Here is a 14,826-nt window from a genome sequence, read left to right as displayed (position 1 = left end):
GCTTACGATGCAGCCACTATGCAGTCGCCTGTAACTCACGACCGGGTGTGGATCGACAAGCAGACGCCCGAGGTCTTCCGCGAACTCAACAGCGTCGCGTTCGCCGTGCGGAACGCCGCCGCGGCCGCCGATCTGGACCGCGCGGTCATGGAATTGGTGAATGTCCGCGTCTCCCAGCTCACCGGTTGCCCGTTCTGCCTGGACCTGCATTCCCGGTACGCCCGTGAAGCCGGCGTCACCCAGCAGCAATTGGATGTCCTGACTGCCTGGCGCCGCAGTCCGTACCTGTTCACGGAACTGCAGCAGGCCGCACTCTCGGTGGCCGAGACGGTCACTTCATTGCCGGATGAGGAGACCATGCAGCGTGAGTATGCTGCTGCGCGGCAACATTTGTCGGATGACCAGATGTCCGTTCTCATCTGGGCTGCGACCACTATCGGCGCGTTCAATCGCGTGTCGATTATGAGCAGACATCCGGTGCGGGTGCGGAAGGAGAACTGAACAATGAGCGAACAGGCCGTGACGGCCGCAGTCGTTCGTAACGACGCGCAACACCGGTACGAGGTGTGGTACGGGAATTCGCTCGCCGGGTTCAGCGAGTACCGCGAGCGCGACGACAACGACACCACCTTCATTCATACCGAGGTGGATCAGGAATTCAGCGGCAAGGGCCTGGCGAATCTGCTCGCGCAGGAGGCGATCAAGGATGTGATCGCCCGCGGCCGCGTCATCGTGGCACGCTGCCCGTTCATCAAGGGCTGGTTGGACAAGCACCCGGAATACGACGAATACGTGGTGGGCAAGGGCATCAAGCGGTGAGCAGGGAGGAGCGGGCATGAGTGATCTGGAGCCACGGCCGGAAGAGGCGCTGTGCGAATCGTCGGGGCGGCCCGGGCCACGCGCCGAGTTCTTCCCGGCCCGCGAGGTGCCGCTGGGTGGCGTGCGCGGGGTGACCGTCTTCCGGTCGCTGCCGCAGCGGGACCTGCCGACGGTCGGCGCATGGTGCTTCCTGGACCATTTCGACGGCGGCTCGCCCGCCAACCCGGAGGGGCACGACATCGACCCGCATCCGCATATCGGATTGCAAACGGTCACGTGGCCGCTGGACGGGCGGATCCGCCACCGCGACAGTGTGGGCTCGGATGTGGAGATCGCACCCGGGCAGCTGAACCTCATGACCTCCGGACGCGGCATCGCGCACTCGGAATATCGAGTGCCGGGCCACATCTCGGGTCACGGGCTCCAGCTCTGGGTGGCACTGCCCGACGAATCCCGGGATATCGCACCGCATTTCGAGCAGCATCGGGACCTGCCCGAGTTCACGCTGCCGGGGCTGCACGGCGTCGTCCTGATGGGCTCGCTCGACGGGGCCACCTCGCCGGCGCGGGCCTACACCCCGATCGTCGGCGCCGATCTGCGGCTCGAGGCGGGCGCGGCGGTGACGCTGCCGCTGAATCCGGACTTCGAGCACGCGGTGCTGGTGATCGCGGGCGGGCTCCGCGTCGACGACACCGACGTCGCGCCCGGCAGCCTGTTCTATCTGGGCAGCGACCGCGAGTCCCTCCGGCTGCACGACTCCACGGGCGGCGCGCATCTGCTGCTGCTCGGCGGTGAACCGTTCGGCGAGGATCTGGTCATGTGGTGGAACTTCGTGGCCCGCAGCCATGAGGAGATCGAACAGGCCCGCAACGACTGGGAGAAGCACGATGTCGGCCGATTCGCCGATATCGCCGGGCACACGCCGGACCAGCGGATCCCGGCGCCGCCGCTGCCGGGGCTGCATCTGAAACCGCGCAAGCGCCGCTGCGGCATACCGCACGAGTGACAGGGTCGGCCCCGAAGCGCATTGGTTCGGGGCCGATCTCGTTGCCGCCGGCAGTCAGCGGCTGGTCATCGACTGAGTTCCGATGACCCGCAACAGATCCAGCTTCTCCTGGGTGTCGGTGCCGGGCGCGGGGTAGTAGATCAGCACGTGCCGGGTGGCGCTGGGAGTGAGCAGCGGTTCGCAGATCAGCTCCAGCACACCGACTTCCGGGTGCACCATGCGCTTGATGTGACCGGTTCCGGTACCCACCTCGTGCTCGTTCCACAGCCGCTCGAACTCCGGGCTGGCGGCCCGCAACCGGGCCACCAGCTCGGTCACGTCGACGTCGCCGGCGCGACGGGCGGAGACCGCGCGCAGATCGGCGACATGCTTGTGGCTCATGGCTTCCCAGTCTTCCGGCGGGAAGATGGCACGGGAGCCCGGTTCGGTGAACCAGCGCCACGGGATGCATCGATCCAGCCCGCGCCGCTGCGAGTAGTCCCCGGACAGCAGGGTGTGCATGCGGTTCTGCACCAGCACCTCACCCAGGTCCGAGATGACCACGGCCGGGGTGTCGTCCAGCTTCGAGAGCAGGTGCAGCAGGCCCGGTCCCACGTGGCTGTCGCCGCCGCGCGCGGGGGCCTGATGGCCGGACAGGTGGTAGACGTGGTCGCGCTCGCTGTCGGTCAGCCGCAGCGCCCGCGCCAGCGACGCCAGCACCTGCACGGACGGGCGCGGGCCGCGGGCCTGCTCCAGCCGGGTGTAGTAGTCGGTCGACATGCCCGCGAGCATGGCGACCTCGTCGCGGCGCAGGCCGGGGGTGCGGCGGCGCGCGCCCGGCGGCAACCCGACGGTGGCGGGTTGCAGCTGCTCACGGCGGCGGCGCAGGAAGTCGGCCAGCTCGGTTCGATCCACCTCACCACTGTCCCCCGTCCCCGGCCCGCTAGCCAGGTACCGGCGATCCCAGTCTGCGCCGCGCGAATTCCGCCCCAGCCGTCCACCGGCGGTTACCAGGGATCGGCGATCCCTGGATGAACGCTCCTCTCCCGGACCCCGCCGCGGAGGCGCAGCGTTATCGGCATGACCACGAACCTCAGCACCGTTCAGCTCGGCAAGACCGGGCCCGCCGTCTCCCGCCTGGCCCTCGGGGCCATGGGGATGTCCGGCATGTACGGCACGGCCGACGACGCCGTCTCGATCGCCACCGTGCACGCCGCCCTCGACTCGGGCGCGAACCTCATCGACACCGGCGACTTCTACGGCATGGGCCACAACGAACTGCTCATCCGGCAGGCGCTGGCCGACCGCAAGCGCGAGGACATCACGCTCAGCGTGAAGTACGGCGCGCTGCGCGGACCCGACAACAGCTTCGGCGGCGTCGACACCCGGCCCGCGGCCACCAAGAACTTCCTCGCCTACTCCCTGCAGCGACTGGGCACCGACTACGTCGACATCTACCGGCCCGCCCGGCTGGACCCGAACATTCCGATCGAGGAGACCATCGGCGGCCTGGCGGAGCTGGTGCAGGCCGGCTACATCCGCCACATCGGCCTGTCCGAGGTGGGCGCGGAGACGCTGCGCCGCGCGGCGGCCGTGCACCCGATCGTGGACCTGCAGATCGAATACTCGCTGGTCTCGCGCGGCATCGAGGCCGAAATCCTGCCCGTCGCACGGGAACTCGGTATCGGCATCACCGCGTACGGGGTGCTCTCGCGCGGCCTGCTGAGCGATTCGCTGCGGCCCGGGCAGCAGTTCGCACCCTCCGATTTCCGGGCGCACAGCCCGCGTTTCCAGGGCGAGAACCTCGACGCCAACCTGCGCCTGGTCGACGCGCTGGCGAAGATCGCGGCCGAGCACCAGGTGAGCGTGGCCCAGCTGGCCATTGCCTGGGTGCTGTCGCGGGGCACGGACATCGTGCCGCTGATCGGCGCGCGGAAGCCGGGGCGCTGGGCCGAAGCCGTTACGGCGGTGGACATTCGGCTGTCCGATGCCGAGCTGGCCACCATCGAGGCGGCCGTGCCCGCCGAACAGGTGGCGGGCGGCCGCTACGCGCCCGCGCAGATGGCCATGCTCGACAGCGAGCGCTGAGTCACCTCGCTGGAGCCGGAATCACTTCCGGCGCGGCCGGATCACCGCGGTGAAGGCGGCGCGGGCCACGGGCTTGCCGGTGACGTCGGCGATCGTCACCGGTACCTCGAGCTCGATCTCGGTGCGGGATTCGATGTTCGCGCGGGTCTCGGCGATGGTCTCCGGCGTCAGCTCGGCGGTGGCGCTGAACGGGCCCGCCTCGCCCTTGGCACGGGCCAGGTATTCGATACGGCCGTCGCGGGCGACGATGAAGGTATCGCCGAGCAGGTCCACGATGCCGGAGATGGACGCGCCCATGGCGGCCGTCTCGGCCAGGCCGAACAGCAGGGCGGCGTGGATATCGCCATTGTGGTTGAAGTGCTCGGGACGCGCGGCCATGCGGACCACATTGCGGCCCGGGGCGTAGTGCACGCCCTCGATACCGGTGAACTGGATGAAGCCGAGCTTCTGGAAGCCCGCCATCACCATCTCGCCCATGGCGGCGTTCGCCTCGTCCTTGGTAGCGCTGTCCATCGCCTCTCCTGCCCGGCCAGAATTGAAACCTGTTCCAATTTCATACCGGGCCGGGCGCGGCTTTGTCCACGGCAGCTTCCTGCCACGCGTCCACGGCGGCTTCCCGCCGGATCAGCCCACCACCCGGCCGGCCAGCCCCAGCGCCTCCGCGGTCCGGGCCATGGTCTGGCGCGCCAGCCGCGGATCCTTGGCCAGGCTCTGCCCCAGCGTCGGCATCAGCTCGCGCAACCGCGGCTCCCAGAGCCGGGAGTAGCGCGGGAAGCAGCGCTCCAGCACCTCGAGCAGGATCACCGGGGCGGTCGACGCACCCGGTGTCGCGCCCAGCACCGCGGCGATCGAACCATCCTGCGCGGCAACGACTTCCGTACCGAACTCCAGCACCCCGCCGTGCTCGGGATCCGGCTTCACCAGCTGGGCGCGCTGACCCGCGGTGACCAGGGTCCAGTCCTCGGCGCGCGCCTCGGGGACGAACTCCCGCAGCGCGGCGAGCTTCTTCTTCCGGGTCGAGGCCAGCTGCGCCACCAGCAGCCGCATCAGCTCGGGATTCGACTTCAGCATGGCCGCGATCGGGCCCGCATTGCCCGGCCGCACCGCCCCCGCGGCGTCGAAGACCGAACCCCGTTTCAGGAAACGAGGATTCGCCCCCGCGTAGGGACCGAACAGCAGCGCGCGATCGCCGTTCACCACCCGGGTATCCAAGTGCGGCATGGCAAACGACGGCGCACCCGAGGGTGCGCTGCCGTAGACCTTCCCGTCGTGCTCGGCCACCACGGCGGGATTGTCGCAGCGCAGGAATCGACCACTGACCGGCAGCAGGCTGTAACCGTGCACTTCCGGAAGACCGGCCCGCTGCAGAATTTTCAGCGCCCACCCGCCCGCGCCCGCGAATACGAAACGGGCGTCCACCTTTCGCGTGAGGCGGTCGTTGTCGGTACGCCAGTCGACCCGCAACTGCCAGGTGCCGTCATTGTTGCGGCGCAGCCCGCGCACCTCGCAATTGCGGTGAATCTCGACATCCTGCCAGCGCAGCCAATGGAACAGCTGGCCGGTCAGTTCGCCGAAATCCACATCGCTACCGGTGATATCCCGCGTCGCGGCGATCGGCTCGGCGGCGTCACGGCCCCGGGTGATCAGCGGAGCCCAGTCGGCAATGACCTCCGGATCGTCGCTGAATCGCATATTCGCGAAAAGGTGATGCGCGGACATGGTTTCGTGGCGACGGCGCAGAAAATCCACTTCCTGCTGCCCGCGCGCCAGCGTCAGGTGCGGAACCGGATTGATGAAGGTCTCCGGCTTGCGCAGCACCCCGGATTCCACCAGCGACGCCCACAGCTGCCGGGTGAGCTGGAACTGCTCATTGAGCTCGAGCGCCGGCTCGATATCGATACTGCCGTCGGGATTCTCGGTGGTGTAATCGAGTTCGCACAGTCCGGCATGACCGGTGCCCGAATTGTTCCAGGCCGCCGACGCTTCGGAGCCCACCTCGGGCAATCGCTCGTACACGCCGATGGTCCAGCTGGGTTCCAGATGCTTGATCAGCATCGCGAGCGTCGCGCTCATGATGCCGCCGCCGATCAGCACGACATCGTAGGGCCGCAGCGGCAGTTGTGTTCTCATCGTCATTACCTGGAAAACCCCGATTGAACTCGTACAGCGTACGGGCACGCTAGCACCATCCACCGGCCCGCCAGGGCGGCGCAGCAACATTATCGCCGAACCCCGCCCCGCGCACCCGGAGCTACCGGCCGGGTTGCGACATTGTTCGAAAGCGTCCTATATTGGCCACAATCCAAGAGATGCTCTCCAGAAGTTGTGCCGCAGAATGAGAGCATCCGCCTCCGGAGAGGCGCGGAGTGGGCGGCAGTGCAGTTGTGCCCACTCATCTCTCCATGGAGGTCATCCCCATGCACATCGGTCTCGGACTTCCCATTTCCGATCCTGTCGCCCTGCTCGACTGGGCGCGCCGCGCCGACGCCGGCCCCTTCTCCACCCTCGGCCTGCTCGATCGGCTGGTCTACGACAATCCCGAACCGCTGGTCACCCTCGGCGTGCTCGCCGGCGCGACCAGCCGCGTCAAGCTGCAGACCGAGGTCCTCATCGCGCCCCTGCGCGATCCCGCACTGCTCGCCAAACAGGCCGCCACCCTGGATGTGCTGTCCGGCGGGCGCTTCGTGCTCGGCCTCGGCGTGGGCGGGCGCGCCGACGACCACGAGGCCTCCGGCACCGACCTGCACACTCGCGGCCGCCGCCTCGATCAGCAGATCGGCCTCATGCGCGACCTCTGGGCGGGCAAACCGTTCAGTTCCACCTGCGGGCCCATCGGCCCCGCACCGAGCTCGCTCCCCGGCCCGGAACTGCTCTTCGGCGGCTTCCAGCCCGCCGCGCTGGAACGCGTCGGCCGCTGGGGCGGCGGCTTCCTCGCGGCCGCCGCGCCCTCCTGGGCGGGCGGGCTCTTCGACACCGTCCGCCGTTCCTCGCGCGACCACGGCCGCACCGGCGCGCCCCGCATCGTGGCCCAGGTCAATGTCGCGCTCGGCCCGGATGCCGTGCTCGACGACGCCCGCGCGTCCATGGGCGCGTACTACGAATTCTCCGGCCACGCCGACTTCATGGTCGGCGGCATGCTGACCACGCCCGGCGAAATCCGCGACGCCATCCGGCAATTCGGCGATCTCGGAGCGGACGAGGTGATGCTGTACTGCTACGGCCGCGACGCCGATCAGGTGGATCGGCTCGCCGACGTGATCGGCTGACCGTCCCGCGGGCTCAGCCGACCATCTTGCGAGCCCGGTAGGCCGCGACCGCATTGCGGTTGGTGCAGGCCGTCGAGCAGTAGCGGCGGGAACGGTTGCGGGACAGGTCCAGCACGATGCCCGCGCAGGTCTCGTCGGCGCAGATGGCGAGCCGGGACAGCTCGCCGGCACGGATCAGGTCGATCATGGCCATGGCGGTCTCGACGGCCATGCGGACATCCAGCGGAGCCTCGGGCGGCACCGCGTGGATGTGGTAGTCGAGGCCGTCGTGGCGGACCAGCCGCGGCACCGCGCGATGCTCGGCCAGGATGGCGTTCACCAGATCGACCGCGGTGTCGCGGTCGGCGGTGAGCAGGCGGCGCAGCGGGGCGCGCTGGGCGCGGACGGCCGTCAGCTCCGCCCGCGTGCGGGCATGGACGCCGGTATAGCCGTGCTTGACGAAAAACTCGTCCAGCTGGGCGATCTCGGTCAGGGTGTCCGGGTCCTCGGCCGAGTTCACCAGTTCGACCGCCGCCGCCATGGCCGCCACCGTGTCATCAGCGAAAATCACTTTGACAGATTACACCCGGGCCACCTAGCGTCATTTGTCATGGCCACTTTGACTCATGACAGTCCGGCGGTGTCGCACCGGCTGCGCTCCGGACTGCTCTGCGCCGCGCTGTCGGCGTCCGCGTTCGGGCTCTCCGGCCCGCTGGCCCGCGGGCTCATAGACGCCGGCTGGAGTCCGGCCGCCGTGGTCATCGTGCGCGTACTACTCGGCGCGCTGGTGCTGCTGCCCGTGGCCGCGCGGCAGCTGCGCGGCGACTGGAACCTGCTGCGCCGCAACGCCGCTCTGCTCGTGGGCTACGGCCTGCTGGCCGTCGCCACCGCGCAGCTGGCCTATTTCAATGCCGTCGCACACATGGATGTCGCGGTGGCGCTGCTCATCGAATACACCGCACCCATCGCGGTGGTGATGTGGCTGTGGCTGCGGCACAGCCAGAAGCCCGGGCGCGCAACCATTCTCGGCGCGGCCATCGGCGTGACCGGCCTGATCCTGGTGCTCGACCTGAACTCCGGGACGGCTACCAGCTGGGTCGGCGTCACCTGGGCGCTGGGCGCGATGGTCGGCGCGGCAGCGTATTTCATCCTGTCCGCGCACGCCGGAGATCAGGTACCCGGCACCGTGCTGGCCACCGGCGGACTGCTGGTCGGCGGGCTCGGCATTCTGGCGGCCGGGCTGATCGGCATCGTGCCGCTGCACGCCACCACCACTTCCGTAGCGTTCCAGGGCTTCACGGTGGACTGGTGGGCGCCGCTGCTCGCGCTCGGCGTGATCACCGCCGCCGTCTCGTACGTGACCGGCATTGCCGCCACCCGGCTGCTCGGCTCCCGGCTGGCGTCCTTCGCGGCGCTCGGCGAGGTGCTGGCCGCCATTCTGTTCTCCTGGGCGCTGCTCGGTCAGGCGCCCGCGCCGATCCAATTGCTCGGTGGCACATTGATTCTCATCGGCGTGGTGGTGGTCCGGCTGGGCGAGCCCGCGGACGACCCGCTCGCGAGCGTCACACCGCACTCCTGACACCGGCGCTGACCTGCCGATTCGATTCATCGATTGCCCTTGTGCGCCACAACCCTTCACATCTCGAGTTGATAACGGTAGTTTGTCGCAAATGTCGGGGAACCAGTCCGCAACTCGAGGAAAACCACGATGGCTATAACCAAATACATTGCGCCCGCCCTGCTTTGCCTGACCGCGACCACGGTCGCGGGCACCGCAACCGCCGAACCGGCGCAGGCTCCGGAGCAACCCGCCCTGCAGATCAAGGGCATCGATCACAACATCGGCTATGACGTGGCCCTCACCGCCGACCATCGCGCCGCCGTCAGCACCCTGCAGGCCGGGCACTTCCTCGCCACCTGGGACGGCGACGCCGTCATCGTGACCAACGACGACGGCGTCCTGGTCTCCACGGTCCCCCTGAAGTACGACATCGGCGGCAGGACAGCCGAATTCACCCCGGCGATCGATCAGGACAACCGCCGGCTGACCCTCACCCCCATCGCGGAATCCGACACCCCGGTCCGTGAGGTCGATGCCCAGCAGCACTTCTTCGACGTCGTCCAGGCCAACCTCCCCGCGGTAGCCACCGGCGCGGCCATCGGCGCCACCATCGGCTTCATCGCGGGCTTCCCCGTCGGCCTGTTCGTCCTCGACTTCATCACCGCTCCCCTGCTCGCCGTGGTCGGCGGCGTGGTCGGCGGCGCCATCGGACTCCAGATGTCCGGCGGCCAGCAGGCCACCGACGCGGCCCTCAGCTACGCCGACACCCTCGCCCCCGGCACCGGCAACCTCTTCCGCCCGGTCTTCGCCGCCCTCCCGGCCGCCCCCCAACCGGCGAACTGACCCGCCCCGCAGCACAAGTCGGCCCGCGCTCCTCGTCAGAGCGCGGGCCGACCTGCGGGTACATGAACTACCAAGTGACCTCGGGCAATTCGATGTCGATGGGGAACGGGCGATCAACCTTCACCCTGCCGGTGGGCGCATATCCGCCCTCTGGCAGTAGTTCGAACAGGTCCTCGGCGGTGAAACCACCGGACGGAGGCACGGGTACAGACACCAGCCGCGTACGAATCGGCTCGTCGATGTGCTCGGCGGCGGCCATACGTGCGGATTGATCCCCAAAGCCGACAGGTAACCGTTGATAGCCGATGGTCGGCATCGCAGCTTCGAAACCGAAGGCAGCGCAAATGATTCGGCCCCCACTTCGATGTGAAGCGGGGGCCGAATCCTATTGACTGCCTACCAGGCTCAGCGGTAGTCGCTGAAGCCGTAGTCGTCCAGCGGGACCGCGGCACCGGTGGAGGTGCCGAAGCCGTCCGGGCTGTAGTAGCTGTCGTCGTAGGACGGGACAGCGTACGCGGCCTGGCGGGCCTCCTCGGTGGGCTGAACCTGGATGTTGCGGTACCGGTTGATGCCGGTGCCGGCCGGGATCAGCTTACCGATGATCACGTTCTCCTTCAGGCCGATCAGCTTGTCGGAGCGGCAGTTGATCGCGGCGTCCGTGAGCACGCGGGTGGTCTCCTGGAAGGAGGCCGCCGACAGCCACGAATCGGTCGCGAGCGACGCCTTGGTGATACCCATCAGCACCGGGCGACCCGAGGCGGGCTCGCCACCCTCCGCGACCACGCGGCGGTTGGCGGACTCGAACTCGGCGCGCTCCACCAGCGAACCCGGGAGGAACTCGGTCGCACCCGAATCGATGATGGTGACGCGGCGCAGCATCTGGCGGACGATCACCTCGATGTGCTTGTCGTGGATGGACACACCCTGCGAGCGGTACACCTCCTGGACCTCGTGGACCAGGTGGACCTGCACCTGACGCGGACCCATCACGCGCAGCACCTCGTGCGGATCGGCCGAGCCCTCGAGCAGCTGCTGACCGACCTCGACGTGGTCACCGTCGGCCAGAAGACGCTCGGAGCCGTCCTCGTGCTTGAACACCCGCAGACGCTGACGCTTCGACAGCTTGTCGTACAGGACCTCGTCCGACCCGTCGTCCGGGATGATCGTGATCTTGTAGAAGCGGTCGTCGTCCTCGAGCCGCACGCGACCCGACACCTCGGCAATGGGGGCCTTGCCCTTGGGCACACGAGCCTCGAAGAGCTCCTGCACTCGGGGCAGACCACCCGTGATGTCGTCACCCGCGACACCACCCTGGTGGAAGGTACGCATGGTCAGCTGGGTACCGGGCTCACCGATGGACTGGGCGGCGACGATACCGACGGCCTCACCGATGTCCACCAGCTTGCCGGTCGCCATCGAGCGGCCGTAGCAGGTGGCACACACGCCGGTGCCGGTGGTGCAGGTCAGCACGGAGCGGACCTTCACCTCGGTGATGCCGGCCTCGAGCAGCGCCTCCAGGGCGGGATCGCCCAGGTCGTGGCCCTTCTCGACGACGACATTGCCGTTCGCGTCCACCGCGTCGGTGGCCAGCGTGCGAGCGTAGGTGCTGGTCTCCACGTGGGCGTCCCGGATGAGCGAGCCGTCGGCCTGCTTCTCCGCGATCGGCACCACGATGCCGCGCTCGGTGCCACAGTCGGTCTCGCGCACGATGACGTCCTGCGACACGTCCACCAGACGACGGGTCAGGTAACCCGAGTCGGCGGTACGAAGCGCGGTGTCGGCCAGACCCTTTCGCGCACCGTGGGTGTTGATGAAGTACTCCAGAACCGTCAGGCCCTCACGGAAGGAGGACTTGATCGGCCGCGGGATGAACTCACCCTTCGGGTTGGTAACCAGACCCTTCATACCGGCGAGGGTACGAGTCTGGGTGAAGTTACCGGTCGCGCCCGAGTCGACGATCGTGATGATCGGGTTGTCGGCCGGGTAGTGCGCGCGCAGCGCCTTACCGACCTCTTCGGTCGCTTCCTGCCAGATCTTGACCAGGGCGTTGTTGCGCTCCTGGTGATCGAGCGCACCACGCTGGTACTTCTTCTCGATCTGATCCGACTGCGCCTCGTAGCGCTCCATGATCTCCGCCTTCTCCGGCGGAACGAGCACGTCCGACATGGAGACGGTGACACCGGAGCGGGTGGCCCAGTAGAAGCCGGAGTCCTTCAGCTTGTCGACGGTCTGCGCCACGACGATCATCGGGTAGCGCTCGGCGAGATCGTTGATGATCGCCGCCTGACGCTTCTTCGGCATCGGCTCGTCGATGAACGCGTAGTCCGCCGGGAGCAGGTCGTTGAAGATGACGCGGCCCAGCGTGGTCTTGGTGATCCACGCGTCGCCCCGCTGCCAGCCGTCCGGGAACAGCTCGGCCTCGACGTCCTTCGGCGGACGCTGCTCGGTCAGGCGGATCTTGATCAGCGAACGCACGGTCAGCTCGCCGCGGTCGACGGCCATCTGCGCCTCGGCGGGCGAGGAGTAGACGCCGAACTCGGCCTCGTCCTTGGTGGCCGCGCGGTACTCGCCCTTCGCGCCCTCTTCCAGGCGAGTCAGGTAGTACAGACCGGTCACCATGTCCAGACGCGGCATGGCGAGCGGACGACCCGACGCCGGCGACAGGATGTTGTTCGAGGACAGCATCAGGATGCGGGCCTCGGCCTGCGCCTCCGCCGACAGCGGCAGGTGCACGGCCATCTGGTCACCGTCGAAGTCGGCGTTGAACGCCTCACACACCAGCGGGTGCAGCTGGATGGCCTTACCTTCGACCAGCAGCGGCTCGAAGGCCTGGATACCCAGGCGGTGCAGGGTGGGCGCACGGTTCAGCAGCACCGGGTGCTCGGAGATGACCTCTTCGAGGACATCCCACACCTGGGGACGCTGACGCTCGACCATCCGCTTGGCGGACTTGATGTTCTGCGCGTGGTTCAGGTCGACCAGACGCTTCATGACGAACGGCTTGAACAGCTCGAGCGCCATCAGCTTGGGCAGACCACACTGGTGCAGCTTCAGCTGCGGACCGACGACGATGACCGAACGGCCGGAGTAGTCGACACGCTTACCGAGCAGGTTCTGACGGAAACGACCCTGCTTGCCCTTGAGCAGATCGCTCAGCGACTTCAGCGGGCGGTTACCCGGACCGGTGACCGGACGGCCACGACGGCCGTTGTCGAACAGCGCGTCCACCGACTCCTGAAGCATGCGCTTCTCGTTGTTCACGATGATCTCGGGCGCACCCAGATCGATCAGTCGCTTCAGCCGGTTGTTGCGGTTGATGACGCGGCGGTACAGGTCGTTCAGGTCGGAGGTCGCGAAGCGGCCACCGTCCAGCTGCACCATCGGGCGCAGCTCCGGCGGGATCACCGGCACGGCGTCGAGGACCATGCCCATCGGCGAGTTGCCGTTGGTCTGGAACGCGGCCACGACCTTCAGACGCTTCAGCGCGCGCAGCTTCTTCTGGCCCTTGCCCGTGCGAATGGTCTCGCGCAGGTTCTCGGCCTCGGCGTCGATGTCGAAGGTCTCCATGAGCTTCTGGATCGCCTCGGCACCCATGGCACCGGTGAAGTACTCGCCGTAGCGGTCCTGCAGCTCGCGGTAGATCACCTCGTCGATGATCAGCTGCTTCTTGGCCAGCTTGGTGAAGGTGGTCCAGATCTCGTCGAGCCGGTCCAGCTCACGCTGGGCGCGGTCGCGCAGCTGACGCATCTCGCGTTCGCCGCCGTCCTTGACCTTGCGGCGGACGTCGGACTTGGCGCCCTCGGCCTCCAGCTCGGCCAGGTCGGCTTCCAGCTTCTGGGCACGGGCCTCGAGGTCGGCGTCGCGCTGATCGGCGACCGACTTCTTCTCGACCTCCATCTCCGCCTCGAGCGTGGACAGCTCGTTGTGGCGCAGCTCGTCGTCGACCGAGGTGATCACGTACGCGGCGAAGTAGATGATCTTTTCCAGATCCTTCGGCGCGAGGTCGAGCAGGTAGCCCAGGCGCGACGGCACACCCTTGAAGTACCAGATGTGGGTGACCGGGGCGGCCAGCTCGATGTGGCCCATGCGCTCACGACGCACCTTGGCACGAGTCACCTCGACACCACAGCGCTCACAGATGATGCCCTTGAAGCGGACACGCTTGTACTTACCGCAGTAGCACTCCCAGTCCCGGGTGGGACCGAAGATCTTCTCGCAGAAGAGGCCGTCCTTCTCCGGCTTCAGCGTGCGGTAGTTGATGGTCTCCGGCTTCTTGACCTCACCGAAAGACCAGTTGCGAATGTCTTCGGCGGTTGCCAGACCGATCCGGAGTTCATCGAAGAAGTTGACGTCTAGCACGTAACTTCCTTTCCCCTGTTCGGGTTGAGAATGAGCAAAAGTTCAAATCCGTTGCCCTGGAGCGCCTCTCGGCGCTCCAGGACCGTTCGCTCACTGCGCCAGGTCGTCGACCGTCGCAGCCTCGTTGCGGGACAGGTTGATACCCAGGTTCGCCGCGGCGCGCTCCAGGTCCTCGTCGTCGCCGTCGCGCATCTCGATGGCGGCGCCGTCCGAGGACAGCACCTCCACGTTCAGGCACAGCGACTGGAGCTCCTTGAGCAGGACCTTGAACGACTCCGGGATACCCGGCTCCGGAATGTTCTCGCCCTTGACGATCGCCTCGTACACCTTCACGCGGCCGACAACGTCGTCCGACTTGATGGTGAGGAGTTCCTGCAGGGTGTAGGCCGCGCCGTACGCCTGCATGGCCCAACATTCCATTTCACCGAAGCGCTGACCACCGAACTGCGCCTTACCACCCAGCGGCTGCTGCGTGATCATCGAGTACGGACCGGTCGAACGCGCGTGGATCTTGTCGTCGACCAGGTGGTGCAGCTTCAGGATGTACATGTAGCCGACCGAGACCGGGTACGGGAACGGCTCGCCGGAGCGGCCGTCCAGCAGGATGGCCTTACCGTCGTCGTTGATCATCTTCTCGCCGTCGCGGTTCGGCAGCGTCGAACCGAGCAGGCCGGTCAGCTCTTCCTCACGCGCACCGTCGAACACCGGGGTGGCGATGTTCGTGTCGGCGGGCTGGCCGATCATTTCCTCGGGCAGGTTCTTCGCCCAGTCCGGGGAACCGTCGACCTGCCAACCGGTCTTGGCGATGTAACCCAGATGGGTCTCCAGCACCTGGCCGATGTTCATACGACGCGGCACACCGTGGGTGTTCAGGATGATGTCGACCGGCGTGCCGTCGGGCAGGAACGGCATGTCCTCCTGCGGGA

Annotated in this window: 13 protein-coding genes and 1 pseudogene; 7 read left to right on the top strand and 7 right to left on the bottom strand. The window is 67.6% G+C overall.

Annotated features, from left to right (window positions below):
- Positions 1 to 18 precede the first annotated feature (18 nt).
- The 3 genes from AB0L60_RS16755 to AB0L60_RS16745 are packed head-to-tail and all read left to right on the top strand — an operon-like array spanning position 19 to position 1,825.
- On the top strand, positions 19 to 501 hold the full coding sequence (locus tag AB0L60_RS16755) for a carboxymuconolactone decarboxylase family protein (RefSeq protein ID WP_354836523.1): 483 nt from the start codon (positions 19 to 21) through the stop codon (positions 499 to 501).
- 3 nt (positions 502 to 504) lie between these two features.
- Positions 505 to 819, top strand: coding sequence for a GNAT family N-acetyltransferase (locus AB0L60_RS16750; RefSeq protein ID WP_354836525.1), 315 nt, complete (start codon positions 505 to 507; stop codon positions 817 to 819).
- 16 nt (positions 820 to 835) lie between these two features.
- Positions 836 to 1,825 carry a pirin family protein gene (locus AB0L60_RS16745; RefSeq protein WP_364614057.1) on the top strand — a complete coding sequence of 330 codons (990 nt, stop codon included), beginning with the start codon at positions 836 to 838 and terminating at the stop codon, positions 1,823 to 1,825.
- Positions 1,826 to 1,879: 54 nt separating this feature from the next.
- Here AB0L60_RS16745 and AB0L60_RS16740 read toward each other — a convergent pair whose 3' ends face one another.
- Positions 1,880 to 2,719, bottom strand: coding sequence for a helix-turn-helix transcriptional regulator (locus AB0L60_RS16740; protein WP_364614054.1), 840 nt, complete (start codon positions 2,717 to 2,719; stop codon positions 1,880 to 1,882).
- Positions 2,720 to 2,884: 165 nt separating this feature from the next.
- Here AB0L60_RS16740 and AB0L60_RS16735 point away from each other — a divergent pair, with 165 nt between their 5' ends.
- Positions 2,885 to 3,892 (top strand): aldo/keto reductase, encoded by a 1,008-nt coding sequence (locus AB0L60_RS16735; protein WP_364614051.1) that lies wholly within the window; start codon positions 2,885 to 2,887, stop codon positions 3,890 to 3,892.
- Between the two features lie 21 nt (positions 3,893 to 3,913).
- Here the strand turns inward: AB0L60_RS16735 and AB0L60_RS16730 are convergent, their stop codons facing one another.
- Both AB0L60_RS16730 and mqo read right to left on the bottom strand, forming a co-directional pair.
- Positions 3,914 to 4,405 (bottom strand): DUF4442 domain-containing protein, encoded by a 492-nt coding sequence (locus AB0L60_RS16730; protein WP_364614048.1) that lies wholly within the window; start codon positions 4,403 to 4,405, stop codon positions 3,914 to 3,916.
- Positions 4,406 to 4,516: 111 nt separating this feature from the next.
- A complete protein-coding gene (mqo, locus tag AB0L60_RS16725; protein ID WP_364614045.1) occupies positions 4,517 to 6,022 on the bottom strand; it encodes a malate dehydrogenase (quinone) in 1,506 nt (501 codons plus the stop codon).
- A gap of 254 nt (positions 6,023 to 6,276) precedes the next feature.
- On the opposite strand from mqo, the gene AB0L60_RS16720 reads away from it, so the two are divergent.
- Positions 6,277 to 7,158: an LLM class flavin-dependent oxidoreductase gene (locus AB0L60_RS16720; protein ID WP_364614042.1), complete on the top strand. Its 882-nt coding sequence runs from the start codon at positions 6,277 to 6,279 to the stop codon at positions 7,156 to 7,158.
- Positions 7,159 to 7,171: 13 nt separating this feature from the next.
- On the opposite strand, the gene AB0L60_RS16715 is transcribed toward AB0L60_RS16720, so the two are convergent.
- A complete protein-coding gene (locus AB0L60_RS16715; RefSeq protein ID WP_364614039.1) occupies positions 7,172 to 7,708 on the bottom strand; it encodes a CGNR zinc finger domain-containing protein in 537 nt (178 codons plus the stop codon).
- Positions 7,709 to 7,747: 39 nt separating this feature from the next.
- Between AB0L60_RS16715 and AB0L60_RS16710 the strand changes: the two genes are divergently transcribed.
- Positions 7,748 to 8,716, top strand: a complete 969-nt coding sequence (locus AB0L60_RS16710; RefSeq protein WP_364614036.1) for a DMT family transporter — start codon at positions 7,748 to 7,750, stop codon at positions 8,714 to 8,716.
- Positions 8,717 to 8,845: 129 nt separating this feature from the next.
- Complete coding sequence (locus AB0L60_RS16705) at positions 8,846 to 9,541, top strand: hypothetical protein (protein ID WP_364614033.1); 696 nt, start codon at positions 8,846 to 8,848, stop codon at positions 9,539 to 9,541.
- 67 nt (positions 9,542 to 9,608) lie between these two features.
- On the opposite strand, the gene AB0L60_RS16700 is transcribed toward AB0L60_RS16705, so the two are convergent.
- The 3 genes and pseudogenes from AB0L60_RS16700 to AB0L60_RS16690 form a co-directional block, all read right to left on the bottom strand.
- Complete coding sequence (locus AB0L60_RS16700) at positions 9,609 to 9,857, bottom strand: hypothetical protein (RefSeq protein WP_364614030.1); 249 nt, start codon at positions 9,855 to 9,857, stop codon at positions 9,609 to 9,611.
- Between the two features lie 89 nt (positions 9,858 to 9,946).
- Positions 9,947 to 13,900 carry a DNA-directed RNA polymerase subunit beta' gene (locus tag AB0L60_RS16695; RefSeq protein ID WP_364614027.1) on the bottom strand — a complete coding sequence of 1,318 codons (3,954 nt, stop codon included), beginning with the start codon at positions 13,898 to 13,900 and terminating at the stop codon, positions 9,947 to 9,949.
- 90 nt (positions 13,901 to 13,990) lie between these two features.
- Positions 13,991 to 14,826: pseudogene (locus tag AB0L60_RS16690) on the bottom strand (DNA-directed RNA polymerase subunit beta); the annotation flags it as partial.

It is taken from the genome of Nocardia sp. NPDC051981, assembly GCF_040680715.1.
GTDB lineage: Bacteria > Actinomycetota > Actinomycetes > Mycobacteriales > Mycobacteriaceae > Nocardia.
The sequence above is the reverse complement of the archived record's forward strand: the minus strand, read 5'-3'. Positions and strand labels throughout refer to the sequence as shown.

What these genes read in the sequence shown, in the direction of transcription:
- mqo (WP_364614045.1), bottom strand. Translation starts at nt 6,022, where the DNA reads ATGAGAACACAACTGCCGCTGCGGCCCTACGATGTCGTGCTGATCGGC.
- AB0L60_RS16700 (WP_364614030.1), bottom strand. Translation starts at nt 9,857, where the DNA reads ATGCCGACCATCGGCTATCAACGGTTACCTGTCGGCTTTGGGGATCAA.
- AB0L60_RS16705 (WP_364614033.1), top strand. Translation starts at nt 8,846, where the DNA reads ATGGCTATAACCAAATACATTGCGCCCGCCCTGCTTTGCCTGACCGCG.
- AB0L60_RS16730 (WP_364614048.1), bottom strand. Translation starts at nt 4,405, where the DNA reads ATGGACAGCGCTACCAAGGACGAGGCGAACGCCGCCATGGGCGAGATG.
- AB0L60_RS16735 (WP_364614051.1), top strand. Translation starts at nt 2,885, where the DNA reads ATGACCACGAACCTCAGCACCGTTCAGCTCGGCAAGACCGGGCCCGCC.
- AB0L60_RS16710 (WP_364614036.1), top strand. Translation starts at nt 7,748, where the DNA reads ATGGCCACTTTGACTCATGACAGTCCGGCGGTGTCGCACCGGCTGCGC.
- AB0L60_RS16755 (WP_354836523.1), top strand. Translation starts at nt 19, where the DNA reads ATGCAGTCGCCTGTAACTCACGACCGGGTGTGGATCGACAAGCAGACG.
- AB0L60_RS16745 (WP_364614057.1), top strand. Translation starts at nt 836, where the DNA reads ATGAGTGATCTGGAGCCACGGCCGGAAGAGGCGCTGTGCGAATCGTCG.
- AB0L60_RS16750 (WP_354836525.1), top strand. Translation starts at nt 505, where the DNA reads ATGAGCGAACAGGCCGTGACGGCCGCAGTCGTTCGTAACGACGCGCAA.